A 26,371-nucleotide genomic window follows, 5' to 3' on the forward strand; every position below is an offset into this window, starting at 1 on the left:
ATAAAGATTCACGCCAAAATTCCGTAGGTACGGAGGAATTTTTTCCTTGCACTACCGTGGGAGTGAAGTAACAATGCTGAAGGAACGATTTAAAAAAATTCTAATAAATCTTGGTTCAAAAGTTGTAAAATGCTTAGATATTTCAATCTGTTTGAGCATTTTCTCAGCGAGTTATTGAAATATCTTAGTATTTTATGATTTTTGAACCTTAGATTTATAGAATCTTTTTTAACGCGACGAAGCATTGTTACTTCACAAATTCTAGTTTGTCGGGATGAATTTGATAATGCTAATTTTAATCTTCCAAGTTGCTTATATAAATTGTAAGAATTGAGGTGGTTATATGGATTATAAAATAGATTTGCATACCCATACTAATGTTTCTGATGGAGCCAGCACTCCGAGACAATTGATGGAAACTGCTGCTTTGGAAAAGATTAAAGCAGTAGCACTTACAGATCACGATAATATAGGCGGATTAAAAGAGGCTGCTGCAGCGGCGAAAGATAACAATATAGAGTTTTTAAATGGAATAGAGATAAGCTCTTTGTATAAGGGGGGAAGAATACTTCATATTTTAGGAATAGGGATTGATCCTAAAAATGAAGAATTTTTATATGAGTATAACAAAATGAAGAAAGCTAGGGACAGAGGAGTAGAATATATTTTAACTACAATAAAAGATAAAGGAATAGATATAAGTGTAGAAGAGTTAAGAGAAAAAGCTTTTGAAAAATATCTAGATAGATATGATATTTATAGATATTTTATTAGAAATAAACTATGCAGTACAGCTCAGGAAATTTGGGACAAGTACTTGGATCCAATTCCATATGGTGAAGATGAATTAATGGAAGCAGAAACTGCTATTAGAATTGTAAAAAGTGCAGGAGGGTTATCTTTCTTAGCTCACTATAATAAATACATAGGCTTTGCTAAACTTAATAATGATGAAATAGAAAAAGAGATAAAATATTTAATCAGTGTAGGCTTAGATGGAGTTGAAAGATACTATCCTTCATTTAATAAAGCTGACTACGAATTCCTTGATTATTTGATTGAAAAATATGATTTGATATTTTCTGGTGGAACTGATTATCACGGGGCAAATAGACCAGAAATAAGGCTTGGAACTGGAAAAGATAATAATTTATTTATACCATATGAGGTTTATACGAAGATTTTAAGTAAGCTAAAATTTTCTGTTAATAACATATATTAATAATGGTAATGCCCGTACTATTGAGTGTGTATACATGTATAAATTTATGTGGTGCCACGGAGGTCTCACCTTCGCCAACATTAAGTGGAAAGCTTCATATAGGTCATATATTTTCCTATATTCAGGCTGAAATAATAGCAAGATTTCAAAGAATGTAGGGGAAAAATCAGAGTCAATCTTAATGAAAAATGCAGTATTAAAATTATAGAACAATATATTATTCTATAATTTTAAAGAGAATCTAGCAATTTTAATACACTATCTGGTTCATTATGCATAGATTGAGCCATCATGGCTTGAGCAACTTGTTGAAGAATACTATATTTGGAGTATTCCATCATTTCTTTAGCCATATCTGCATCGGTAATTCTAGATTCTGCCGCTGTTAAATTTTCTGCTTCAGAGTTTAAGTTGTCTATTGTATAGTTTAGTCTATTTTCATAAGCACCTATTATACTTCTAGAAGATGACACGGAATTAATTGCATTTTGAATTAAGGACATAGATGCACGGGCAGTATTAGAACTATCAACATTTAAACCAGTATTATCTGCTATACTACTAAGATAAGAACCAATATTAAAGGAAGATAAATTTAAACCAAGAGAGTCATAAGCGTTTGATGTTGCTCCAATTTGGAATGTTAAGTTTCCAGAAGAACCTAATAGATTTATACCATTAAAATTTATTGATTTAGATATATGATCTATTTCCTTTCCTAATTCTGAAAGTTCATCCTTTATGGCATTTCTATCTAAGGTTGAATTTGTATCATTGGCAGCTTGAGTAGCAAGTTCATTCATTCTTTGGAGTATAGCTTGAGTTTCAGATAATCCGCCTTCAGCAGTATTAAGCAGAGAAATAGTATCCTGTGAATTTTTAGTAGCCATATTTAGAGAATTAATTTGAGCTTGCATATGCTGAGATATTGTAAGACCAGCAGCATCATCAGCTGCACTATTTATTCTTTTGCCTGAACTCAACCTAAGCATTGCATTTTGCATATGTTTTTGATTTATATTTAAATAAAATAATGCTTTACTAGCATTTAAATTATGACCAATTATCATAAAAATACCTCCTATAAAGTTAGATAATTGTGATAACCATGTAATTATTATCGGAAATATTTTTGATAACCTTACAGGTTTGATTATTATTGGTTTAATTTTGAATTTATAAAATAAAACTGCCTCATTTGGCAGCTTTATTTTAGATGTTAGCGTATAAAATTAGTTCTAACTGTTGTTTCTTTTTCAGGAAGCTTAATCCCTGCTTTTTTACCAGCTTCAATTGATTTCAAAAGCCAAGCCATGTTTTTGCCTAATGTTCTCATCGTTTGCATTCCTTCTAAATCTTGTTTTACTTCTTCTGGATTGTTTCCATGTATCATGTTCCAGTATTGAGAAGACACAACAGGCATGTTTGCAATGGTAAAATATTTATTTATTTGATCAAAAGCTGAAGCAGCACCGCCACGACGGCAGCTTACAACAGCAGCGCCAGGTTTATATGCCCAAAAATCGCCTGCATAAAAGAGTCTATCTAAAAAAGATGTTAAAGCACCAGAAGCAGCAGCATAATGTACAGGGGAACCAAATATAAAACCATCACAGTCTTTAGCTTTTTCAAGAGCAGCATTTACGGTATCATCGTCGAATACGCATTTATTATCTGTCTTAGAGCATCCACCACATCCTATGCAGCCTCTTATAGGTTTGTTTCCAACTTGAAAAATTTCTGTTTCTATGTTTTCTTTTTCTAATTCTTTTGCAACCTCGCATAAAGCAGTATAAGTACAACCTTTAGCATGAGGACTTCCATTAATAAGTAATACTTTCATTCTTGCACCCCGCGTTTCATATTTATTATGTAATAGTGAAATTACATTAAATTTAAGATTTTACAAGTAATTTAGAAATATTTAGAGTAAAGGCTAGAGAGTACAGAGTAGAGTGAAGGTTAATTTTCTGCTGTGGCAGAAAATTTTAAAACTTAATGTTGGTGCCAGTTTCTTTAGATTTTCCATAATGAAATGAAGGAAAATCAACATTTACTATACTCTGTCATTTGTACTTTGTTCTCTGTTTCTATATTATATAATAACATAAAAATAAAGCATGAACTTATTTTATAGGAATATATACTTTCATATTTTTGTGGTGGAATAGCCTTAAATACCATTCCATTAGGAACATGGGAGATATAATTAAATGTTTTTGACAATTAATTTTGATATGAAATTATATATAAATTCCTTGAAGAAACTTAAAGAATATGATATAGAGACTATAATATGTTATCATGGTAGTATGTAGGAGAATGTGAAAAATATAGGTATTCTTTTTTACGGGCCGCGCATAATGCTTTATGCTTGGTGTAGTAAAACCTATAGAATACCTTTTTTCACAACCTACTGTATAACAATAATGGAAATAAGCTATAGAGGAATTGTATAATAAATTATGAAACAATAATTAATTGTAAATTTATCTAATTTGGAGTTGAAAATTGAATCATACAGTATAAGAGGAGTGAATAAAATGGAATGTAAAATAAAAGATATATCTCTTAACTATGAAGTGATTGGAGAAGGAAAACCAATTCTTATGATACATGGTTATTCAGTAGATCATAGGCTTATGACTGGTTGCATGGAGAAGGCATTTTTAAATAAAAAGAATTATAAGAGAATATATATAGATTTGCCTGGAATGGGAAGATCGGAAACTGCTGATTGGATTAAAAACGCTGATATTATGTTAGATATAGTAATTGAGTTTATAGAAAAAATTATTCCAAATGAAAATTTTTTGATTGCTGGTCAATCTTATGGGGGATATTTATCAAGAGGAATAATTAAAAAAATGCAAAGTAGAGTAGATGGGCTTTTATTAATTTGTCCTGTTATAGTACCAGATAGTAAAAAACGTAATGTGCCAGAAACTGTTGTTTTAGTGAAGGACAATGATTTTATGTCACGTTTATCAGAGCAAGAAATTAATGATTTGGGTGACGATTTAGTAGTTCAAACTGAAGAAATCTATAATAGATATAAGGAAGAAATATTATTAGGAGTAAAGGCAGCAGATCATGATTTTTTAGAGAGATTTAAACAAAATGGATATAATTTTTCTTTTGATGTAGATAAATTGAACAGGAAGTTTGAGAAACCAGTACTTATAATTTTGGGAAAACAGGACTCTTGCGTTGGATATAAAGATGCATGGAGCATATTAGATAATTTTTCGAGGGCAACTTTTACGGTGCTTGATAGGGGAGGCCATAATTTACATGTAGAGCAGGAAGAATTATTTAATGCTTTGGTTAATGAATGGCTAATAAGAATTGAAAATGCATAATATAAATTTAGATTAGGATAATAAGAAAATAATTTCTATTTAAAATTGAAATCAAGCAGGAGTATACGTAGAGTAAATTTATGTATGCTCATTTTTTATGTAAATATGTTTATGAGCAATTAGAGTGAAATTAGCTCCCCTACAAACTATATTTATACTATTTCTTTAATATGTTTTCTTTGACATTCATATAATATATTGATATGATATATTAAACAGTGTTTAATAAAAAATGTGTGTTTAATATAAATTAATGGAGTGATATTATGAGTACATTAATTGTTTATGTTACTAAGCATGATTTTACAGCAAAATGTGTAATGAGACTTTCGAAGCAGCTAGATGATAATTTTGATATACTTAATTTGAGAGAGAAGAAAGATACAAAACTGGAGCACTATGACAGCGTTATTATCGGTGGTCCAATCTATATGGGTCAAATTATGAAGGAAGTAAAGGAGTTTTGTGAAAAAAATCTACAGGAGTTAAGTAAGAAAAAAATAGGATTATTTGTATGTGGTATGAGTGATGAAGATAAAATTAATTCATTTATAGAACAATCTTTTCCACAAAAGCTTAAAGATAGAGCTTCAGCTAAGGGAGATTTTGGGGGAAGTTTTATATTTAAATCCATGAATTTTTTTGAGAGATTTATTATTAAACATATATGTAAGACAAACAAGGATATCTTAAATTTAAAAGAGCACAATATTGATGAATTTGCAGCCAAAATGAATACAAAAGCTTAGGAGAGATTAGGATATGGCTAAGAATAATGAAAAAAGTCTTTATATAATTACCCTCCTTATTATTATTTTAAGCACTGTAACATCAGCAGTAGGTCTCTTATATAAAACGAGTGGGAAAGCATTTAATTTTGTAAATCAATATGGAAATACGGTTAAAATGTATGGAAATGGTTTGTACGCAAGAGATTCATTATTTAAAGCAGCAACAGCACGTGGAACGGATTTTACAATTCTTTGCGTGGCAATACCAATGTTAATAATAGCTTTAATACTTGATGCTAAGAAAAAAACATTAAAAAATAGGTTATTTCTAACAGGAATTATTTCCGTATTTATGTACTACTCTGCAAGTATAGCTTTTGGTATAACTTATAATATACTTGATTTAGTGTATATTGCTCTTTTTTCTTCTAGTTTATTTGGATTAATAGTTTCAATTACAAGTATACATATGAAGGATATATTAATAGTTAAATCATTACCATACAAAGGAATTTATATATTTTTAGCTTTATCAGGAGCTGCACTTATTGCTGCATGGCTTCCTGATATTATAACTTCATTAATTGCAAAATCTTCCTTAAGCCTTATAGAAGTTTATACTACAGAAATAACATATGTTTTAGATATTGGAATACTTGCACCACTTATGTTTATTTGTTTATTTCAGTTAAAAAATAGAAATGGATTAGGATATGTTTTATTGGAAAGCTTATTAATGCTTTGCATGATTGTTGGAATGATGATCCCAATTCAAACTGTATTTGAGTTGTCAGCAGGAATAAAATTATCAATTGGAGAAATTGTAACAAAAGGTTTGAGTTTTATTATTCTTGCATTATTTGCATTGTATTTTAATATAAAACTTTTTGAAAATATTAAAAAAGGATAAAATCGTAATTAAATTTGACAAATTAGCAAATAAATACTGATTATATTAATAAAATTGCTAAAAACATTAAAATAAGCTGACTTTTGGTGTTTGATAAAATTATGCGTGAAAAGTAATATTAAGTAAATGAAAATAAAAAACTTAGGAGGATTTTTATGTATAAGGATATAATCACATTGTCAGTTGTAAATTTTAATGCTGTATGGGGAGACAAAGAAACAAATCTAAATAGAATTAAGGGGTATATAGAAGCTGCTGCAAAGAAAGGCTCTAATTTTATTGTTTTTCCAGAAATGAGTCTTACAAGCTATGATGATATAGCATCAACTCCAAAAGCTGAAAAGATGCAAACTAAGCTCGCAGAAACAATTCCGGGACCATCGACAGATGAAATTGAAGCTTTAGCAAAGAAGCTTGGAATGTATGTTGTTTTAGGAATGCCAGAAAGAGATAAAGACGATGCAAGTAAGATATACAATTCACTTGCCGTGTTTACTCCAGAAGGTTTATATGGTTCTTACAGAAAAATGCATCTTCCAACACCGGAACCAAATTGGGCAGTTAGGGGAGACAAGCCAATGCTTTTGGATACTCCATGGGGACCAATTGGCTTGGCAATTTGTTATGATTCATACTGCTTCCCGGAAATGACACGTTATTATGCAGCTAAAGGAGCTAGATTATATATAAACAGTACTGCATATGCACATTGTCATGGACCAAGCCTTGCAAGAACGAATTTAGAAGCTAATTGTATAACAAATGGAATTTTTATTGCTTCAGCAAATTTATGTGGTTTAGATGTAGATAATTATTTTTGGGGCGGCAGCAGCATAATGGGTCCTGCAAGAGAAACCTGGCAGGTACATTATTATACAGGCTTGCCGTTCAATGAAAAAGGTGCTGATCAGGAAAAAATGTATACAGAAACCATTGATTTAGGTTTAGCAACGAGATTTTTGTACAAGTATAATGAAGCAGTTGATGGAACAGATTTTAGACCAGATAAATACATTAAAATGTATCAAGATATTTTAGATGATCCTAACTTTGGAAAATAAAATACTTATTTTCCAAGTTTTTGTGTTACTGAAAATCCCCATGTTCCTATTTCAAATGAAAGAAGTTGCAATACGAGGTTTAAGCCAACTGCTCCAGTAGTTGCAATGACCATAGCATGTTTACCATGAAAGCGCGGACGGTGGCAAATATATGCAAAGCGATCTAAGAAGTTTTTCATAACCCAAGAGACGTTATAAACATATACGGGTGTAGCAAATATTACACCATTCGCATCCATCATTTTATTTTCAATTTGCTGCCGATTATCTTTAATGGGGCAATACTGTTCGCCATTTTTTAGGCATTGGTAACAACCACGGCAGGTTTGAAAATTAGTATCTTTAAGTACTAGATATTCAAATTCAACGTTTTTATTAAAATTTTTAATTTCTTCTTCAACTTTTTTTGTTACGCTGTAGGTATTTCCTTTTCCTTTCGGACTTCCTATGACCACTAATATTTTCATAATGAATGCTTCTATAACGTAATTAATGTTTTATTACTTGTATAATTAGAAGAATAGCAGAAAGTGTTCCAAATATAACAGCTGTAGCTCCTATTTTTGTATGAAAGGCTAGGGAACCAGCATCGTTTGTAAGTCCTTTAGATTTAATCCATAAGCCACAGATTAATGTTGATAGAAGAAGAAGGATAGTTAATAGTCCTGTTATTAAAGATATAGTTTTCATTAAAAAACCTCCATTATTTTTTTATTATGCTATTTATCACAGTATCAATAAGTTTGTCTCTTTGCAATTTATTGTTAATGTCCATGCCAATGTACAACTGAAATTTTTGAGAATTCATATAAGCAACTTGAAGTGTTGAAACTATTTCTAGAGCAATTATTCTTATTTCTATTTCATCTTTTGCGCTTCCATATATATCTTTTAATATTGGAACTAAATAAAGTGGAACTTCCATATTTCCTTGTTGTATGGTATGTGATACTAATATTAGACTGAGTTTATTGTAGCGTATAGCGAAATCTACAAGTTCTTTGAGCATTAATTTTAACTTTTCAACTGGATTTTCTGGTTTTCCATCTTTTGATTTCTGCAGCTCTTTTGCAAGCGTGCTCATAGTATCAGAAACAGCTTTGAAAAGTAAGTTTTCCTTCGATTGAAAATGATAGTTGATTAATCCAATACCTACATTTGCACGCTGTGCAATTTGGCGTACTGTTATTTTATCTGGCTCGTCAACCTCATTTAACATATCCATGGTTATTTTTATTATTTTATCTTTAGCATTGTCATCATTTGAATTCATAGTATACCTCCTTATGTATAAAACTGAATATGGTTTGAACATGTTCAGCATAGCATGTTATATAAACTATGTCAATATTTAAATCAAGATAAGAACAATATTGATTGAAAAAGTGCAAAAATTAACACTTATTTAAAACAAAGTCTAAAATTAAAGAAGATGGTAAGTATAAATGGATAGAAAGTACAATGGTATAATCAGTTTAAAACATAAAGATTATAATTGCTAATAATATATTCTGTAAATTTTTCTTAAACTTAGTGAAAAATTATTAAAAACAAGGTATAATCAATATAAAAAGCATAACGGAGGAAAAATTGTGTTAATAAGAGAAATAGAAAAAAAAGATAATAAAGAAGTTGAGTCACTTATTAGAACTTGTTTAATAGAATTTGATGCAAATAAGCCAGGTTGTGCTTGGACTGATCCTAATTTAGGATGTTTTTATGAGGTATATCAAAATGAAAAGTCTAAATATTGGGTTGTAGAAAAAGATAATAAAGTAGTAGCTGGCTGTGGTATTGGTCCACTGGTTGGGGCAGAAAATGTGTGTGAATTGCAAAAAATGTATTCTTTTAAGGAAGTAAGAGGCAGCGGAATTGCAAAGAAGTTGCTTGATATAGCCTTAGAATTTGCTAGACAATACTATAAAAAATGTTATCTTGAAACCTTTGAAAATATGGCTGCCGCTAACAAGTTTTATAAAAAGAGTGGATTTATTCAATTAGACAAGCCTTTAATTGAAACCGAACATTATGCTTGTGATGTATGGTACATAAAAGATTTATAAATATAAAAAGGCTGCATATGCTTTGTTTATACAAACTTATGCAGCCTTTTTATCACTTGAGTTTTTATTAACACTATTGTTTAAGCTTTTGTGTTCATTTAAGTAACGAATTACTAAAGGATCTGGATTATTGGATAAACTAGACATTAACAGAGACATCTTAATGTTTTCAACACTAAATAATTCTTTAATAAATTTTTTCATATAATCATCCTCCTACAAATTTTAAATGTTCTTATTAATTTTTTTTACACATTTATAATATGGCAAATTAAATAAAAATGCAAAACGGAAATCGTTTCATATTATTAATTAATAATTAATAATTTGTAAATAAAACGTTAATATTATATAAAAACTATTGAAATCGCTTACGTAAACGTATATAATATAAATTTTTGTAAAAAAATAGTCGCAAGTATTTTTTCCTTAACAAGTGATATAATTAGAAAAGTAAGTAAATTGAAATTCATTAGATATTAGTTTGATTGAATGGTATATAGTACATATGGTACAATTATAGATAAATGATCCTGAAACTTGAAATTTATCTGTACCAAAATGATGTCTTCTGGGCATTATGGTGCAGATATAGTTTGTAGTTGAGCTAGTTTCACTATATATTTTAAAATGAGCAATATGAGAACCTTTATTAATATCATTTTTTAAAGTGTTGTTAAGTATATTGATATTTAAGGGGATGATGGTAGATTATGATGAATTCTAAGTTAGGTTTAAATAAGAGAGCAAAAATTAAAACTAAAACTATAAGAGTAATTATAATACTTATTATTTTAGTTTCAGTATTATGTCTTTTAGTTAATAATTCATATAATAAAAGGTTAAATATAAAACCAGATAACGCTGTAATTTCAAAAAAACAATTTATTAGTACCATTGCGCCTTATGCTGAGCAAACTTATAGAAAGCATAAAATATTTGCATCAATTACTTTAGCACAAGCAATGCTTGAGAGCAATACTGGTAATTCCAAATTAACGAGGAAAGCTAATAATTTGTTTGGTATAAAAGCTTATAAATGGACAGGCAAAACTATAAAAATGCCAACAAAAGAACATTATAAGGGTTCTGAGGTGGTTGTAATGTCAACATTTCGCTTTTACGATAATTGGGATGAAAGTATTGAAGATCATACAAATTTTTTAAAGCAAAATAGTACCTATGAGCAGCATGGAGTGTTTAAAGCAAGTAATTATACGGAGCAGGCAGAAGCAATTCAAGCGGCTGGTTATGCTACAGATCCAGATTATGGCAAAAAACTTATAGCATTAATAAAGAAATATAGCTTAGATAAGTATGATAATGTGAAGTGATTAAAATTATTTTTTACCATAGGTACGTAAAATCTTTTCATAAGGACTGCTCTTTTTAATAAAAAATATTACAGGCATTGTCATTTATATTCATGTGCCCATTCCGAGAGATTTTATAAAATTGAAACAAGACTTTTTCTAGTGTTAGTAAGAGAATATTCTACTTTAGGTGGTATTTCATTGTATACAAATATCTGCATTAAATGATGTAGCAATTAAAAATGTTGGTGTTTATGATATTCTTCCCAAGCTTTTAATATTGCTCTTATTTTCGCATTGTTTTTTTTAGTTCATTTTTTATGTCAATTATTCGCTTATTTAATAAAGGATGAACCTTGTACGGAGCTATATCGCATAAGGGGTCTAACACGAAAAGTCTTTCATGCATTCTTGGATGAGGAATTATTATGTGTTCATCCTCTGTTACAATATCATCGTATAAAAGTATGTCTAAATCGATTGTTCTTGGTCCCCAGTGTATTTTTCTTTCTCTTTTAAGTTTTTTTTCAACTTCAAGAAGAAAGTTCATTAATTCTAGAGGTGACATTAAAGTTTTAATTTCAGCAGCTCCATTTAAGAAATCATCTTGATCTAAATAACCTACAGGTGTAGTCTCATAAAAATTTGAAGCCCTGTTTATGTGGCATAAGTGATTTTCATCAATTAAATTTAATGCTTCATTTAAATTTTTATTTTTGTCACCCAGATTAGAACCGAGGGCAATATATACAGTGTGCCAGGAGCGTTCTATTTGAACAGCAACATAGTCAACAGGTTTTAAGATTGGAGCCCATGGTTTTTTTAAAGTTACTTTTACAGTTTTTATAATATTGTAATTAAGCAAAATAAATTCAGCAGTTTTTTCAGCAGCAGTTTCTATAAGGTCATATTTTTTCCTTTTAAACTCGTTTTCAAGTTCTGTACAAAGCTTTGCATAATTTACTGTTTCGTTTAAGTTATCTGTAGTACCAGCTTTCTTTAAATCTAGCAGAAGCTCGAAAGATAATAAAAATTTTTGACCTAAACTTTTCTCTTCTTTTAAAACACCATGATGTGCAAATACTTCTAAATCCTTTATAATTATTTTATCCAAGCTATTATCTCCTTACTATGGCATCAGCAACCATGCATTCTCTTTTGTTTTCAAGGACATCGTGAACTCTTACAAAATCACAGCCCTTCATTACACCTATAACGGATGTGGCTGCCGTTCCTTCAACTCTTTCTTCTGGCGGTAAGTCAAGTATTTTACCTATGGTGGATTTTCTTGATGTACCTAAGAGAATAGGATAACCAAGAACTTTAAGCTTTTCAAGATTATTCATTAAAATAAGATTTTCATTAAAATTCTTTGCAAATCCAATACCAGGATCTACAATTATGTTTTCTTTTCTGACTCCAGCGTTTAAAGCTATGGTTATGCTTTTTCCAAGATCATTTATTACGTCATCAACTAAATTTTTATAGGTGCTGTTGTCTCTATTGTGCATGAGGCAGCATGGAACATCATATTTTGCAGCAACTTCTGCTATATAAGGATCCTTTTTAAAACCCCACACATCGTTTATAAGATGAGCTCCGGCTTTTATTGCAAGTTCTGCAGTTTTACCCTTGTAAGTATCTATGGATATAGGAATATCAAATTCTTTAGATAGAGCTTCAATTACAGGAACGACTCTTTTAATTTCATCTTCTAGGGCAACAGGAGTATGATTTGGTCTTGTAGATTCTCCTCCAATGTCTATTATATCTGCACCTTCATCAATCATTTCTTTTGCATGTTTTAGAGCTGACTCTATATTGTTAAATTTTCCTCCATCAGAGAAGGAGTCAGGTGTTACATTTAAAATTCCCATTATGTAAGTTCTTTTTCCTATAATAAAATTTTTATTTCCAATTAGCATGCTTTCACCTCAATATGTTATATTAAAATTTTTTTTATCATCATTCCAATTACATTCTTTAATCGCTTTACAGTTGAAGCATTTCCTTGAGAGCTTATCGCTTTTATAAAGTAGTGAACTTAAAGTTGAAACTTCAGTTTTTTTTCTGTGATTTTTTATCGCATCAGTTATTAAAATTATTTCAGCTTCATCAAAATTAGAAGCTTTTAAAATTTCCACAGCAAGTTTTGCACTTGCATCATTGTGTGGAATACCACTTTCATACTGCTGCCATTTGCCAATGTCGTGTAAAAGTGCGGCAGCATAGATTATGTCTTTTTTCAAATTTAGCTTTTCTTCAAATGATATTATATATGCAATCCTAGCAACATCTAGAAAATGATTCAGGTTGTGATGGCAAAATTTTCTATATTTTTCTAAACTTTTATTTTTACTGAGATATTCATTAAATTTATCATTATGAAGTATTAAATTTATTCTATCATTTGTATTCATAGTTAACTCCTATAGAGATGTTTTTTAATATTATATCATAAAAAATATTATATTCAGTAGATATAGAATCTTTTCGTAAAATTTTAAATTAATAAAATAACCTAAATAAATATATCAAATTACATATACTTTTAATATAATAATATTAAAAGTATAGATTATAGGGACGGATTGTAATATAATAATAAGTGTAAACAAAATGAAATTATTACAATTAACATATATTTGCAAGTTAAATTATACATGGAAATATAATTGATCATTTTTCTATGTAAAAATAGATAGTTTAAAAATATGCTAATAATGAGGTTGCGGTTATGGGAAATAAAATTAAAGCGGTATTTATTGATAGAGATGGAACTATGGGAGGAGGCAGCGAAGTAATTTATCCTGGTGACTTTAAGTTATATTCATTTACAAGAGAGGCTTTTAAAATACTTAAACGTCATAAAGTTAAAATTTTTGCATTTACTAATCAACCTGGAATTTCACTTGGAAAAGCTACAATGGGGAGCTTTGTAGAGGAGTTGTTAGGTTTTGGATTGGATAATGCATATATATGCCCTCATAGTCCTAAAGAACATTGTAATTGTAGAAAACCTGAAGCAGGATTACTTTTAAAAGCATCAACTGAATACAAATTGGATTTTTCAGAATGTATGGTGATTGGCGATAGATTAAGTGATATGCAGGCAGCTGAAAAGGTAGATTCACATAAAATATTAGTACGAACTGGTGTTGGAATTAATTCTTTAAAAGCAAACAAAAAGCATGAAGAAAACATGCAAATTGATTATTTAGCTAAAAATCTTTTGGATGCTGTAAAATGGATGGTAGTAGAAAACTACCTTTAGAGCAGAGTACAAAGTACAGATGACAGAGTACGGTGAAGGATGATTTTTCTACGCTATCGCTTCAAAAAATCTAAAACTTAATGCTTGCGCATGACATAAAATACAGTGTTCAGCGCAGCTGATACTATTAAGTTCTAAGATTTACCTAAGAGAAGCGAAAGGTAAATCCACCTTCACTGTACTTTGTACTCTGAGTCAAAAACAAATTTATCAGGATATATTTGTTTTTGACTTTACGTGTTTCAAGTTGCAAACTTCATCTAATTATAGTGACTTGTTTATTAGCACAATCTATTTTTAGGAGATTTGCAGTAGACCATTTCTTATATAGAGTTTCACCAGCACCTATAATTGCAGGAATGCCGAGTTCACCAGCTCTGATTGCCATATGAGAATTTATTCCACCATACATTGTGATAAATCCAGCAATGTCATGCAAAAATATCCAATCATATCCTGGATCTGCATTAGGAATCATTAGTATGCTATTTTTAAGATTTTCTCTAGAATTATCTATATTTTTAATTTTTGATATCACTGACTTTTGCGTAATAAAATTAGGTTCTGATTTTGGAACATGAAACGCTAAAATGTCATCACAATTTACTATAAGTGAAGGAAGTATAACTTGTTTTGTAATTTTATATGTTTTTTTACCTTCGCTTATACTATTAGCTAGAGTTAATTTTATATTTTTATTCGATGAATATAATTCATTTATGCAATTAATATTTGCGTATGAACAGTCCTCAACTGTAAAATCATTTTTCGAACCAAGCTGTTTAAATAGTGAAAGGGCATCACTTAAATTATGAGTAAATATAAATTTTGAATATTCTCTAAATTCTATAGAACTTTTAATAAAATCAAATAATTCTATACAATTGCAATTTAAATTATACTTTTTTAATAGTTTATTTATTTTAGATGCTTGATTTGAAGATAACTCAAAATTTGTATTATTATAATTTTTGCTATTATTTGAAGTATTCCAATCAAAATATAATTCAGGATTTTCATCATATCGCGAAGAAAGAATATCATATGTTCCTGGTCTTAAATGGCCATATTTATTTAAAAATTCTTGTTTACTTATATGATTAAAGTCATATCTAATTTTAGAACCTACAGTATTAAGTGATTTCATAAAACCTTGATATTCATATTGGGACAAAATTCCATTATTAACGATAGAATTTAATAATTCCATGGCTATAAATCCACATCGTGCTAATCCTGCAAATGGTAGAGCACCATATATACTACAATCTTTAAGTAACCAATATATTTTAGAGATTATGTCTAAATTGCTATTGTAAATTAATTCTCTACGTTTTTTTAATTCCATAATTTTTTTTATATCATTTTTCCATAGTTGATCACTTCCGTTTATAATGTTATTGGTTAGCTTTTGAAGACTATCACTTAATTCCTTACATTCATTCTCATTAAATCCTTTACATAAGAGATTATTAAGCTTTTTTTCTGTATCAAATGTGTAGCATGAGAATACTATTTTAAATTCTATTTTATCATGGTAGTTAGGAAATTTTATAAGAGAGTTTATATAATAGTTAACCAGTTTTTCACACAAGTTTTTTGACAAATTTGCTGGTAAAAATGAGTTGAAGCTTATTCGCAAGTCTATATACGGTAGTCCGTAAAAATCCATTAATAATGGAAAACCTATAACATTCTTATATCCATATTTATTTCTTTGATATGCCCAAATTTCATCTGTAATAATTTTTTTATAAAGAGATAATGCTAATGGTTTGGGTCTAATACCTATGATTTCAGCAGGATTCCAATCAGCCATTACACCATAAATAGTTTTATCTCCGTATAAATAAGGATGTCTTGAATTCAGTTGAGATATTTTTTGTCTTAATTCGTAAATAAATTTCTTGTTTTTATTATTCTGATTAGTTAAGCTTACAATAAGAGGTCTTACTTGAAAAAGGTATAAATTATAAGTGGCATCGAATGCAAATTCAATATCCAGTGAATCTGTAGAAAACAAAGTTTCAAGTTCTTTAATTAAATTTATAATTTTAAGAAGATTTTTATCTATATTAGGAACTATTTTTGAATATTTGTAATAATAAAATGTTTTTAAGTTATTAGTTTTACCAGCGGTGACTGAATCTGTAGCATATGTGTAATCATCATAGTTTATAACTATATAGTCACCACAAGAATTAGGATCTTTACTAAAAGCAACACCACTTATTTTTACATTTTTTAGCATAGGTTGAATGAAAACTTGATCTTTTAAATTTAAATATTTATAAGATTTTATAACTTTCAAAATTGCGGTGCATATTTGATTTTCACCAATGACGTTAGGTACTGAGAGAAAGCAACCGGCTAATGAATGGATTGAATTATCTTCAGATATGGAACTGCTTCTTACTATTAAAGGAATATCAATCCAATTCTTTTCTTTTACTAAATTAATTATTTTTTGACTATTGTTAATCCATTCACTTACTGTTAAACGTATTTGAGGAATAATTTTAGCGTTAGTAATAACTTTAGATAAATGTTCAAGTGTTTCAGATTTTGTACCAAAACTAATCATATTATTTCCTCCTTTAATGTTGAATGATTTTTATTTTTATATTATGTGTGATTGTAATTGTTATACAAATATTAACACATTATAATTTATGATACAATATTCTAAAATATTGTAGTAATGTTTCGTGTTTCACTTTATATATATTTGCAATTTTTTTCTTAATGTGATAAATTAAAAAGGTAAAATTTAATATTTTAACTGGGGAGCCTGTAGACAGGCTGAGAGTGGAATGTGATTCCAGACCCTCATAACCTGATTTGGATAATGCCAACGTAGGGAGAGTAGGTAGTTCATATTTAACATGAAATTCTGCGCAGAGTTTGTGTATTTATAATATGAAAGTAGTAGATTATGAGGGAAACAGTTTTGTTTCTCTTTTTTTATTTCCAAAAATAAGTGAGGTGGTACTTTGTTAGTAAATGGTAAAGAAATTAATTTTAAAGAAGGTATTACTGTTACAGAATTATTAAATGAAATTAATGTTGACAAAGATAGAGTAGTTGTAGAAGTAGACATGGAAATAGTAGATAGAAATGAATATGATAAAAAAATGCTGTGTACATCCTCAAAAGTAGAAGTAATAAGATTTGTTGGGGGCGGCTAAGTGAAAATTTGCGTGAATGAAAAATTGAAGGACATTCCTTATGAAACTATGCTTTTTAGTCTTAAGAATGAAATAAAAGAAGATGCTGATGTTATTGTTTATAATGGTTTCATAATGAAAAATGACATTAAGCTTAAAGATGGAGATTGCATAGTATTTATAAAAAAAGGTGAAATTCCAAGTGAAGATGAAATGGAAGCGCAGCTTATGGCAAGACACACCCCGGAGGTTCATAATAAAATTAAAAAGCTTTCTATAGGGATTGCAGGACTTGGAGGACTTGGTTCAAATGCTGCTGTGTCACTTGCAAGAGTTGGAGTAGGAAAACTTTTATTAGTGGATTTTGATGTGGTTGAACCGAGCAATTTAAATAGGCAGCAGTATTTTATAAAGCATATTGGAATGAAGAAAATAGAGGCCTTAAAGGAAGTAATATCTTGGTGCAATCCATTTGTAGAAGTAGATACGTTAGATACATTTATAAATAAAAATAATGCAGTAGATATTTTTAAAAATGTGGATATAATTATTGAAGCTTTTGATAATCCAGTTTCTAAAGCAGTACTTACAAATGCGGTGCTTACAAAGATGAGAGATAAGAAAATTATATGTGCTTCTGGCATGGCGGGATATTTTTCAAGTAATACAATACGAACAAGAAAGGTAAATAAAAATTTCTACTTGGTTGGTGATATGGAAAATGAAGCTAAACCAGGTGTAGGCCTTATGGCACCAAGAGTATCTATTGCAGCAAATCATGAGGCAAATGCAGTGCTCAGAATAATAATGAATGAAGAATGAAAACGGAGGTTTTTAATAAATGGATGAACTTATTATAGGTGGAACTAAGCTTAAAAATAGGCTTTTTATTGGCACAGGGAAGCTTAGTTCAAATGAAATAATTCCGGAAATTATGAAAAAGTCAAATGCAGAAGTTATAACCGTTGCACTTAGAAGGGTAGATACAACTTCGGCAGAAAGTGATAATATACTTAATTTTGTAAATAAGAACTTAATACTTTTGCCAAATACATCGGGGGCTAGAAACGCAGAAGAAGCAATAAGGCTTGCTAGAATTGCAAAGGCAGCAGGCTGTGGAAATTGGATTAAAATAGAAGTTATCTCAGATAATAAATACTTACTTCCAGATAATTATGAAACTATAAAGGCAACAGAAGCACTTGTAAAGGAGGGATTTGTAGTACTTCCATATATAAATCCTGATTTAATGGATGCTAGAAGACTTGTGAATATAGGTGCAGCTGCTGTAATGCCACTAGGAGCACCTATTGGCACCAATAGGGGACTTAGAACTAAGGAAATGATAAAAATTTTAATAGAAGAAATAAATGAAGTGCCTATAGTTGTTGATGCAGGAATTGGTAAACCATCAGATGCAGCACTTGCTATGGAAATGGGAGCTGATGCTGTTCTCGTAAACACGGCTATAGCAACAGCTGATAATCCTGTTTTAATGGCAGAAGCATTTTCGCTTGCAGTTGAAGCAGGAAGAAAAGCATACACAGCGAAACTTGGTGCTGAAAGAGAATATGCTGAAGCTTCATCACCACTTACAGGATTTTTAAGATAGAAGGTGAGAAAATGAGTTTTTATGAAAAATTACAACAATATAAGAATTTTAACTTTGAAGATTTTTTTTCTAGAGTAAAGGACAATGATATAGAAAATATTTTATGTAAGGATAACTTAGATGAAATGGATTTTTTAAGGCTTTTATCTCCAGCAGCAGAAAGGTATCTAGAGCCTTTAGCACAAAAGGCCAGAAAATTGTCCTTAAGAAATTTTGGGAAGACAGTTGTACTGTACACACCAATGTATATTGCAAACTATTGTGTAAATGGATGTGCATACTGTGGTTATAATGTAAGAAATAAAATAGCGAGAAAACAGCTTACCTTTGAAGAAATTGAGAAAGAAGCTAAAGCTATACACGAATCTGGCATGAGAAATATAATAGTTTTAACAGGAGAATCAAAGGTTCATACACCAGTATCATATATAAGAGATGCTATAAAAATATTAAAGAAATACTTCAGCTCTATATGTATAGAAATATATCCTCTAGAAGTTGAGGAATACAGGGAACTTGTTGATGCAGGAGCAGACAGTCTTACAATTTATCAGGAAACTTATAATGAAGAAAAATACGATAAAGTTCATTTAAGTGGACCTAAAAAGAATTTTAAATTTAGACTTGATGCACCTGAAAGAGTGTGTAAGGCAGGAATTCACTCTATAGGAACAGGAGCACTTTTAGGACTATACAAATGGAGAAGTGAAGCATTTTTTACAGGACTTCATGCAGCATATATACAAGATAAGTTTCCAAGTGTTGAAATGTCAATGTCTGCACCAAGAATAAGACCTCATGCAGGAAGCTTTAATGACATATATGAGGTAAACGATAAAAATATTGTACAAGTTATTTTAGCATATAAGTTGTTTTTGCCACGAGCAGGTACAAATATAACTACAAGGGAACCAGCAAAATTTAGAGATAGTCTTATACCTATAGGGGTGACAAAAATGTCTGCGGGAGTATCAACAGAAGTTGGAGGACATTCTTGTAAGGATAAAGGAGAAGGACAGTTTGACACCAATGATAAAAGAAGTGTTACGGAAGTTTATAGTTCTATAAAAAAATTAGGATATAATCCAGTGTTTAAGGATTTTGAAAATGCGCTATGATATATGTTGTTACAAATAGAAAATTAGTGGTGAACGGAAATTTATGTGATAGGCTTGAAAAAGCACTTGAATATGGTGCTAAAAATATAATTTTGAGGGAGAAAGATCTTAAATACGATGAACTTTATGAACTAGCTTGCAAAATAAAAGTTGCTGCGGATAAATACGATGCAAGGCTAATTGTTAATGGAAATTTAAGGGTGGCTGAAGAAATTAAGGCCTATGCCTATCATATGGGCTTTGAGAATTTTATGAGACAAGAAAAAGTCGATATAAAAATAGGAGTATCAGTTCATAGCTTGGAAGAAGCAATTAAAGCTGAAAAAAATGGTGCAGCATATTTGCTTTGCGGGAATGTATATGAAACAGTCTGTAAACCGGGACTAAAAGGAAAAGGATTAGATTATATTAGGAAAATTGTGGCTAAAGTAGCTGTGCCTGTAATTGCCATTGGGGGCATTAGTGAAAAAAATGTAAGAGATGTAATTGAAGCGGGTGCTAAAGGTGTGGCTATAATGTCCTCTGCGATGAAGGAACCTTTAGTTGTGGAAAAGCTTTTAAGAGAAATTTAATTAAGGCTATGTTTTAATTAAAAAAAGTGGAGATGATTATCATTTCCGCTTTTTTGTTTTGAAATATAGCTCAAATTAATAATATAAGTTGATTATGGAAAAACTAAATATTAATTTATATTAAGGAGTAAAATATTTTGGAATGGATAGAAGAATATAAAAAGTTATTTTTCGCAGGAAAAAAAGATGAGGCATATGAGCTAAAATATAATAACTTTCCTAAAAAATTATATAAATATGAAGTTATAAATAGGGAAAAAATAAACATGCTTATAAATAGTGAACTTTGGTTTTCAAATCCAGATGACTTTAATGATCCATTTGATTCATGTGGAATATGCTTTGATGAAGGGGAAATTAAAAAATATTTAAAGGACACTGATGTTTCAAAACTAATTAATTCGTTTAAAAAGGACGTTAAGATTTGTTGTTTTTCTGAGGAGATTAATAGTATGCCTATGTGGACACATTATGCTGGAAATCATGAGGGAATGTGTGCAGAATATGATTTTTCCAAAGTTAGTTATACGAATAGATTTTCAAAATATTTATTTCCTATAGTGTATCAAACTGAAAGATATGATATAACTAATATTTTAAAAGACCTCATTAATGATAAAACAGAAGATGCAGCATATATGCTTTTCTTTATGATGCAAATAAAACATATAAGCTGGAATTATGAAAAAGAATGGAGAATAATACTCAAAGATAAGCAAATACGTAAAAATGTTAAATTTCCAATAAAACCAAGTGCACTATATTTGGGACTAAATTGCAGCAGTAAAAATGTAGAGCTCATAAAGAAATTAGCTCATAATTCTATAAATTGTCCTATATATAAGTTAGAGAAAACAAATACTAAATTATTTAATTTTAAAAGCATATGTATTGATAAATAAATGTATACAACTTATAATATGGTTTATATAAGCAAATATACTTTAAATAATTTTATTAAAAATTTAAAATAACAGGCATATTATAAGGAGGATTTTGTTGTGTATCCATTAAAATTCGAAAATTTATACTATGAGAAAATATGGGGCGGAAGGGACTTAGAACAATTTAGAGATAATCTCCCAGATGGCAATATAGGCGAAAGTTGGGATGTTGCTTGCCATAAAAATGGAACGAGTATTGTAGCGAATGGTGAATTTAAAGGTAAAAGGCTTGATGTTTTGATAAAGGAAGAAGGAAGCAGGCTTATAGGAACAAAGATAAGTCCAGATTGGTTTCCGCTTCTTATAAAATTAATAAATGCTAAAGATAAGCTTTCTGTTCAAGTTCATCCTAATGACGAGTATGCCAAAAGAGTTGAGGGCGACATGGGAAAAACTGAGGTTTGGTATGTTGTTGAGGCTTTTGAAGGTGCTAATTTAGTCGTTGGAACAAAGGGAAACTGTACTAAAGAACAACTTAAAGAGGCTCTTGAAAAAGATGAACTAGATGAATACATGAATAAAATTCCGGTTAAAAAGGGAGATGTATACCTTGTAAGAAGTGGTATGATTCATGCTATAGGTGAGGGAGTTATAATAGCAGAAATTCAGCAGAATAGTGATACTACTTATAGGGTTTCTGATTATAATAGGGGTAGAGAAATACATGTTAAAAAAGCTCTTGATGTAATAGATTTAAGCCTTCGTGGTAAAAAAAGTGAAGGAATAAAAGTTAAAAAAGATGGATATGAAAAAACTTATCTTTGTCTTGGAAGAGATTTTTCACTTGAATTATATGATTTTAAAGATGAACTTACAGAAAAAAGTGATGAAGAGAGATTTTATATATTCACATGTGTTGATGGGAAAGGACAACTTTTATATGGAGAAAATAACAACGAAAGTGAAAATATAAAATATGGAGATAGTATTTTAATACCCGCAGCTACAGGAAGTTACACATTTAAAGGAAGCATGAAACTTTTAAAGAGCTATGTTCCTGATGTTGAAAAGGTTCAAAAAGAAATACTCAGAGAGATAAGATATTAAAAAATTCAGAAGTGTTATCAGATTGTATTTAAATTTTAATGTGAAATTTTGAATAAAGCTTTACAATTTTATATATTTGTGTATATAATTAAGTCGTATTTTAAAATTTAATAAATTATTGTATTGCGGGGGAACCATTTGGTTGAGAAGGTTAAAACCTGACCCTTTGAACTTGAAGTAGTTAAAACTACCGTAGGGAGCAAAGTGAATTTATGTATTTTTATTTGAAATAAATGCTTACCTAAAAAGTAAGCATTTTTTATTTGGATAATTTCATTAAGAATGTATCTAAATTGAAATGTATTCAATGTCATTTCTAATTTCATTTCCCTCCGAGATACAAGAAGAATATAGGAGGAGTTTACCTATGAAAAAAGTATTAACAATTGCAGGATCTGATTCTAGCGGCGGTGCAGGCATTCAAGCAGATTTAAAAACCTTTTCTGCTCATGGAGTTTTTGGAATGAGTGTAATAGCCGCAGTCACAGCTCAAAATACCAAGGAAGTTATTGATGTCCAGAATATAAGTCCAGATATTATAGGAAAGCAAATTGATGCTATTTTTGATGATATTGAAGTTGATGCAATAAAAATAGGCATGATATCTGAAATTGAGGGTATAAAGGTGGTTTCTGAGAGACTAAGAAAGTATAAACCACAAAATGTTGTTTTGGACCCTGTTATGGTATCAAAATCAGGATATTCACTTATGAACCCAAATTCTGTTGAGACGCTTATAAAAGAACTTATACCAATTGTATCAGTTGTAACTCCTAATATACCAGAGGCAGAAATAATAGCTAGTATTAAAATTAAAACTATGGGGGATATGGAGAAAGCAGCAAAAATAATGTATAACATGGGACCTAAGAATGTACTTGTAAAAGGGGGACATTTAACAGGGGATGCTACAGATGTTTTATATGATGGAAAAGAATTTGTTTATTTAGAAAATCAAAGGATTAACACAAAAAATACTCATGGAACAGGTTGTACGCTTTCTTCTTCTATAGCATCAAATTTAGCACTTGGAATGAACATAAAGGAAGCTGTAAAAAATGCTAAAAAGTACATAACAACTGCCATAGAACATTCACTTGCTATAGGACATGGCTCAGGACCAACTAATCATTTTTATGAATTATATAAAAAGGCTGGATTGAACTATGAGTAAAACTAAAGAGAAAATGTATTTTTGGGACTTTGCACTTTTATGGTGTGGTGCTGCTATTTCTATAGCTGAAATTTTAACGGGGGGATCAATAGCAGCTTTAGGTTTTAAAAAAGGGTTAATTGCAATAATACTTGGACACCTTATTGGTACAGCAATATTTATATTTGCAGGTATAATCGGTACTCGTGAAAAGGTTCCTGCAATTACTTCTACAAGAATATCGTTTGGCTTGTATGGTACATATTTGTTTTCAATATTAAATGTGCTTCAGCTTCTTGGATGGACAGCAGTTATGATAAATTCATGTGCTCAGTCTTTAAATTTAATAAGTAAAACAATGTGGTCCATAAATAATATTCCTCTGTGGAGTGTATTTACAGCAGTGCTTATTATATTGGTCATAGCTTTTGGAATGACTGGATTTAAAAAGATTAACACTTTAGCAGTAGTGCTTTTGTTTGCACTTACACTTGTACTTGGATGGGTTGTTTTTAGAAGTGGCAAGCTTTTTTCAAAACCAGTAGGTACCAATATGTCTTTTGGAAGTGCTCTTGAACTTGTAATAGCAATGCCTGTTTCATGGCTTCCTATGGTTGCAGATTATACAAGATTTGCAGAAAATGAAAAAGACGGTGCTTTTGGCAGCCTTTTAGGATATTTTGTTGGAAGTTCGTGGATGTTCATTATAGGTCTTGGAGCAGCAATTGTTTCAAAAAATCCTGATCCTTCGGCTATGATGCTTGCTGCAAATCTTGGAATATCGGCTTTTGGAATTGTTGTGCTTTCAACAGTAACAACCACATTTATGGATGCATATTCAGCTGGAGTTACATTTTTAAATATAATGCCAAGGTTTAATGAAAAGGCTGCGGCTATAGTTATAACAATAATAGGAACAGCAGCATCATTATTAGTTAACATGGACAATTATACGAGCTTTCTTTATGCAATAGGTTCAGTTTTTGCTCCATTATTTGCAGTGCTTTTAACAGATTATTTCATAATAAAAAAGCAGACGAAAATAGAGGATAAACTGCTATTAAACATAGGTTCAGCTATAGTATGGGTAATTGGAGTAGCAACTTATTACTTATTTATTAAGTTAGATTTTATATTTGGTGCAACACTTCCAAGCATGGTGATAACAGGAATACTATATTTTATTAGTTGGAGGTATATAAACAAATGGAAATTAATGAAAAACTCAAAGAACTTTTATGCAGCGTAAAGGAGAAGAAACCTCTTGTACATCATATAACTAACTATGTTACAGTAAATGACTGTGCAAATATAGTTTTAGCTGTCGGCGGTTCACCAGTAATGGCAGACGATGAAAATGAAGTAGAGGATATGGTTTCTATAGCTTCAAGTCTTGTGATTAATATTGGTACATTAAATAGTAGAACCATAGAAGCTATGATAAAGGCCGGTAAAAGAGCAAATAAAATTGGAATTCCAGTGGTATTAGATCCTGTTGGAGTAGGAGCAACACCATATAGAAAGGAAACTGCTTTAAGACTTATAAAGGAAATTAAGTTTGCTGTAATTAGAGGCAATTTAGCAGAAATCAAAATATTATGCGGTATGAAGGCAGTTTCAAAGGGTGTTGATTCAGAAGAAACTCTTACAGATGATGCAAAGGAAATAGCAAAAACCTGCGCTAAACGTCTAAGCACAGTTGCTGCAATTACTGGAGTAGATGATTATGTGTCTGATGGAAATAAAGTTATAGTTCTTAAAAATGGAACTAAGATGCTTACAACTGTTACCGGAACAGGATGCATGACTACATCGCTTGTTGGTACATACTGTGGCGTAACTAAAAATTATCTGTTGGCAGCTGCTGCAGGAATTTTAACTATGAGTATGTCTGGAGAGAAGGCACATGAAAAACTTACAAAGAATGAAGGCAGCGGAAGCTTCAGAGTAAAACTTATAGATGAAGTTTTTAATATTTCGGGTGAAGATTTTGTGAAAAGGGGCAAGGTTAATGAAGAAAATTGATTATAGTCTATATCTTGTAACAGAGAGAAGTCTGCTTTGCAATATTGAGTTAGAAAAGGCTGTGGAGCAGGCCATACTTGGTGGTTCTACACTTGTGCAATTAAGGGAAAAAAATCTTTCGACTATGGATTTTTACAATACTGCAATAAATGTTAAAAAAGTTACGGATAAATACAATGTACCACTTATAATTGATGATAGATTAGATATAGCATTAGCAGTTGATGCAGCTGGTATTCATGTAGGACAAAGTGATATGCCTTGTGATATTGCAAGAAAGATAATTGGTACGGATAAAATACTTGGGGTTTCAGCTCATAATGTAGAAGAAGCTTTAAAGGCACAAAAGGATGGTGCTGATTATCTTGGAGTAGGGGCAATTTTCCCAACAGGAACTAAAAATGATGCGGAAGACGTAAGTATAGAAACCTTAAAGGAAATAGTACAAAAAGTTGATATCCCGGTTGTTGCAATTGGTGGTGTAAGTGAAGAAAATGTAGATAAACTTTCAGATACAGGAATTGCTGGGATTTCTGTTGTTTCAGCAATACTAGGGAAAAAGGATATTAGAAAAGCAGCAGAGAATTTAAAAGCAGCTGTTAGAAATATTACGAAGTAACTTGTTCTTTTTAGAGAATCTATAAAAATTACTCTTACTAAGTCTGCATTTTTTTCGCCAAACTCGTAATAAACGTTTTTCATGCGACTTGGTAAATTCTCAGCTTTTTTCTGCAAATATTTTAACTGCTGCTTGTAAAATTCTTTCACGTGCATTTGGTTTATTCATTAATTTTTTA

Annotated in this window: 31 protein-coding genes and 2 riboswitches; of the genes, 20 read left to right on the forward strand and 11 right to left on the reverse strand. The window is 30.3% G+C overall.

The genetic code is table 11. The features are described 5' to 3' along the window. The first annotated feature begins 343 nt into the window (after positions 1–343). Positions 344–1,222 carry a PHP domain-containing protein gene (locus LQK79_RS08135; protein ID WP_231016177.1) on the forward strand — a complete coding sequence of 293 codons (879 nt, stop codon included), beginning with the start codon at positions 344–346 and terminating at the stop codon, positions 1,220–1,222. Positions 1,223–1,230: 8 nt separating this feature from the next. Then, positions 1,231–1,380, forward strand: a complete 150-nt coding sequence (locus LQK79_RS21200) for a class I tRNA ligase family protein (protein WP_207642171.1) — start codon at positions 1,231–1,233, stop codon at positions 1,378–1,380. Between the two features lie 72 nt (positions 1,381–1,452). Here the strand turns inward: LQK79_RS21200 and LQK79_RS08140 are convergent, their stop codons facing one another. Next, on the reverse strand, positions 1,453–2,292 hold the full coding sequence (locus LQK79_RS08140; RefSeq protein WP_231016178.1) for a flagellin N-terminal helical domain-containing protein: 840 nt from the start codon (positions 2,290–2,292) through the stop codon (positions 1,453–1,455). A gap of 149 nt (positions 2,293–2,441) precedes the next feature. Continuing rightward, the gene (locus LQK79_RS08145) at positions 2,442–3,065 is read right to left on the reverse strand and encodes a flavodoxin family protein (RefSeq protein ID WP_053241966.1); all 624 of its coding nucleotides are present in this window, start codon (positions 3,063–3,065) and stop codon (positions 2,442–2,444) included. 700 nt (positions 3,066–3,765) lie between these two features. On the opposite strand from LQK79_RS08145, the gene LQK79_RS08150 reads away from it, so the two are divergent. The 4 genes from LQK79_RS08150 (at position 3,766) to LQK79_RS08165 (ending at position 7,286) form a co-directional block, all read left to right on the forward strand. Continuing rightward, entirely contained in the window at positions 3,766–4,584 is an 819-nt protein-coding gene (locus LQK79_RS08150) for an alpha/beta fold hydrolase (RefSeq protein WP_053241965.1), read from the forward strand. Between the two features lie 266 nt (positions 4,585–4,850). Next, a complete protein-coding gene (locus tag LQK79_RS08155) occupies positions 4,851–5,333 on the forward strand; it encodes a flavodoxin domain-containing protein (protein WP_231016179.1) in 483 nt (160 codons plus the stop codon). Between the two features lie 13 nt (positions 5,334–5,346). Beyond that, entirely contained in the window at positions 5,347–6,225 is an 879-nt protein-coding gene (locus LQK79_RS08160) for a hypothetical protein (protein WP_231016180.1), read from the forward strand. Positions 6,226–6,380: 155 nt separating this feature from the next. Continuing rightward, the gene (locus tag LQK79_RS08165; protein WP_053241963.1) at positions 6,381–7,286 is read left to right on the forward strand and encodes a carbon-nitrogen hydrolase family protein; all 906 of its coding nucleotides are present in this window, start codon (positions 6,381–6,383) and stop codon (positions 7,284–7,286) included. A 5-nt stretch (positions 7,287–7,291) separates the two neighbouring features. Here the strand turns inward: LQK79_RS08165 and LQK79_RS08170 are convergent, their stop codons facing one another. Genes LQK79_RS08170 through LQK79_RS08180 form a run of 3 tightly spaced genes read right to left on the reverse strand, consistent with a single transcriptional unit; the run spans position 7,292 to position 8,559 of the window. Further along, the gene (locus LQK79_RS08170) at positions 7,292–7,753 is read right to left on the reverse strand and encodes a flavodoxin family protein (RefSeq protein WP_053241962.1); all 462 of its coding nucleotides are present in this window, start codon (positions 7,751–7,753) and stop codon (positions 7,292–7,294) included. A 22-nt stretch (positions 7,754–7,775) separates the two neighbouring features. Next, entirely contained in the window at positions 7,776–7,976 is a 201-nt protein-coding gene (locus LQK79_RS08175) for a hypothetical protein (protein ID WP_053241961.1), read from the reverse strand. A 13-nt stretch (positions 7,977–7,989) separates the two neighbouring features. Then, positions 7,990–8,559, reverse strand: coding sequence for a TetR/AcrR family transcriptional regulator (locus LQK79_RS08180; RefSeq protein WP_053241960.1), 570 nt, complete (start codon positions 8,557–8,559; stop codon positions 7,990–7,992). A gap of 319 nt (positions 8,560–8,878) precedes the next feature. On the opposite strand from LQK79_RS08180, the gene LQK79_RS08185 reads away from it, so the two are divergent. Further along, positions 8,879–9,349, forward strand: coding sequence for a GNAT family N-acetyltransferase (locus tag LQK79_RS08185; protein ID WP_053241959.1), 471 nt, complete (start codon positions 8,879–8,881; stop codon positions 9,347–9,349). Between the two features lie 36 nt (positions 9,350–9,385). On the opposite strand, the gene LQK79_RS08190 is transcribed toward LQK79_RS08185, so the two are convergent. Next, the gene (locus LQK79_RS08190; protein ID WP_157055716.1) at positions 9,386–9,553 is read right to left on the reverse strand and encodes a hypothetical protein; all 168 of its coding nucleotides are present in this window, start codon (positions 9,551–9,553) and stop codon (positions 9,386–9,388) included. A gap of 509 nt (positions 9,554–10,062) precedes the next feature. Between LQK79_RS08190 and LQK79_RS08195 the strand changes: the two genes are divergently transcribed. Continuing rightward, positions 10,063–10,683: a glycoside hydrolase family 73 protein gene (locus LQK79_RS08195; RefSeq protein WP_231016181.1), complete on the forward strand. Its 621-nt coding sequence runs from the start codon at positions 10,063–10,065 to the stop codon at positions 10,681–10,683. A gap of 113 nt (positions 10,684–10,796) precedes the next feature. Here the strand turns inward: LQK79_RS08195 and LQK79_RS08200 are convergent, their stop codons facing one another. From LQK79_RS08200 to LQK79_RS08215, 4 genes are all read right to left on the reverse strand, one after another. Continuing rightward, positions 10,797–10,883, reverse strand: coding sequence for a winged helix-turn-helix transcriptional regulator (locus tag LQK79_RS08200; RefSeq protein ID WP_157055814.1), 87 nt, complete (start codon positions 10,881–10,883; stop codon positions 10,797–10,799). Between the two features lie 65 nt (positions 10,884–10,948). Then, positions 10,949–11,776: a 2-amino-4-hydroxy-6-hydroxymethyldihydropteridine diphosphokinase gene (gene folK / locus LQK79_RS08205; protein ID WP_231016182.1), complete on the reverse strand. Its 828-nt coding sequence runs from the start codon at positions 11,774–11,776 to the stop codon at positions 10,949–10,951. A gap of 4 nt (positions 11,777–11,780) precedes the next feature. Then, complete coding sequence (folP, locus tag LQK79_RS08210; protein WP_231016183.1) at positions 11,781–12,587, reverse strand: dihydropteroate synthase; 807 nt, start codon at positions 12,585–12,587, stop codon at positions 11,781–11,783. Positions 12,588–12,596: 9 nt separating this feature from the next. Further along, entirely contained in the window at positions 12,597–13,082 is a 486-nt protein-coding gene (locus LQK79_RS08215) for an HD domain-containing protein (protein WP_053241955.1), read from the reverse strand. Positions 13,083–13,399: 317 nt separating this feature from the next. On the opposite strand from LQK79_RS08215, the gene LQK79_RS08220 reads away from it, so the two are divergent. Continuing rightward, the gene (locus LQK79_RS08220; RefSeq protein WP_053241954.1) at positions 13,400–13,936 is read left to right on the forward strand and encodes an HAD-IIIA family hydrolase; all 537 of its coding nucleotides are present in this window, start codon (positions 13,400–13,402) and stop codon (positions 13,934–13,936) included. 256 nt (positions 13,937–14,192) lie between these two features. Here LQK79_RS08220 and LQK79_RS08225 read toward each other — a convergent pair whose 3' ends face one another. Next, on the reverse strand, positions 14,193–16,520 hold the full coding sequence (locus tag LQK79_RS08225; RefSeq protein WP_231016184.1) for a PEP/pyruvate-binding domain-containing protein: 2,328 nt from the start codon (positions 16,518–16,520) through the stop codon (positions 14,193–14,195). Between the two features lie 189 nt (positions 16,521–16,709). After that, positions 16,710–16,817: riboswitch (TPP riboswitch) on the forward strand. 112 nt (positions 16,818–16,929) lie between these two features. Between LQK79_RS08225 and thiS the strand changes: the two genes are divergently transcribed. The 11 genes from thiS to thiE all read left to right on the forward strand — a co-directional run bounded on the left by thiS (position 16,930) and on the right by thiE (position 26,193). After that, positions 16,930–17,124 (forward strand): sulfur carrier protein ThiS, encoded by a 195-nt coding sequence (gene thiS / locus LQK79_RS08230; RefSeq protein WP_231016185.1) that lies wholly within the window; start codon positions 16,930–16,932, stop codon positions 17,122–17,124. Next, positions 17,125–17,925 carry a sulfur carrier protein ThiS adenylyltransferase ThiF gene (gene thiF / locus LQK79_RS08235; RefSeq protein ID WP_231016186.1) on the forward strand — a complete coding sequence of 267 codons (801 nt, stop codon included), beginning with the start codon at positions 17,125–17,127 and terminating at the stop codon, positions 17,923–17,925. Positions 17,926–17,944: 19 nt separating this feature from the next. Further along, positions 17,945–18,715 (forward strand): thiazole synthase, encoded by a 771-nt coding sequence (locus LQK79_RS08240; RefSeq protein ID WP_231016187.1) that lies wholly within the window; start codon positions 17,945–17,947, stop codon positions 18,713–18,715. Positions 18,716–18,726: 11 nt separating this feature from the next. After that, entirely contained in the window at positions 18,727–19,833 is a 1,107-nt protein-coding gene (thiH, locus tag LQK79_RS08245) for a 2-iminoacetate synthase ThiH (protein ID WP_231016188.1), read from the forward strand. Next, the gene (locus tag LQK79_RS08250) at positions 19,830–20,405 is read left to right on the forward strand and encodes a thiamine phosphate synthase (RefSeq protein ID WP_231016189.1); all 576 of its coding nucleotides are present in this window, start codon (positions 19,830–19,832) and stop codon (positions 20,403–20,405) included. The genes thiH and LQK79_RS08250 overlap by 4 nt, the downstream gene beginning before the upstream one ends. A gap of 137 nt (positions 20,406–20,542) precedes the next feature. Then, a complete protein-coding gene (locus LQK79_RS08255; protein WP_231016190.1) occupies positions 20,543–21,307 on the forward strand; it encodes a DUF2971 domain-containing protein in 765 nt (254 codons plus the stop codon). A gap of 99 nt (positions 21,308–21,406) precedes the next feature. Next, positions 21,407–22,396, forward strand: coding sequence for a type I phosphomannose isomerase catalytic subunit (locus LQK79_RS08260; RefSeq protein ID WP_053241948.1), 990 nt, complete (start codon positions 21,407–21,409; stop codon positions 22,394–22,396). A gap of 117 nt (positions 22,397–22,513) precedes the next feature. Beyond that, positions 22,514–22,612, forward strand: a riboswitch (TPP riboswitch). Positions 22,613–22,763: 151 nt separating this feature from the next. Further along, positions 22,764–23,570, forward strand: coding sequence for a bifunctional hydroxymethylpyrimidine kinase/phosphomethylpyrimidine kinase (thiD, locus tag LQK79_RS08265; protein WP_053241947.1), 807 nt, complete (start codon positions 22,764–22,766; stop codon positions 23,568–23,570). Then, on the forward strand, positions 23,563–24,798 hold the full coding sequence (gene cytX / locus LQK79_RS08270) for a putative hydroxymethylpyrimidine transporter CytX (protein WP_053241946.1): 1,236 nt from the start codon (positions 23,563–23,565) through the stop codon (positions 24,796–24,798). Before thiD ends, cytX begins: the two co-directional genes overlap by 8 nt. Then, entirely contained in the window at positions 24,756–25,574 is an 819-nt protein-coding gene (gene thiM / locus LQK79_RS08275; protein ID WP_053241945.1) for a hydroxyethylthiazole kinase, read from the forward strand. Before cytX ends, thiM begins: the two co-directional genes overlap by 43 nt. Continuing rightward, positions 25,561–26,193 (forward strand): thiamine phosphate synthase, encoded by a 633-nt coding sequence (thiE, locus tag LQK79_RS08280; RefSeq protein ID WP_053241944.1) that lies wholly within the window; start codon positions 25,561–25,563, stop codon positions 26,191–26,193. Before thiM ends, thiE begins: the two co-directional genes overlap by 14 nt. Positions 26,194–26,371 lie beyond the last annotated feature (178 nt).

Origin of the sequence: Clostridium guangxiense (genome assembly GCF_021043395.1) — a bacterium.
GTDB lineage: Bacteria > Bacillota > Clostridia > Clostridiales > Clostridiaceae > Clostridium_S > Clostridium_S guangxiense.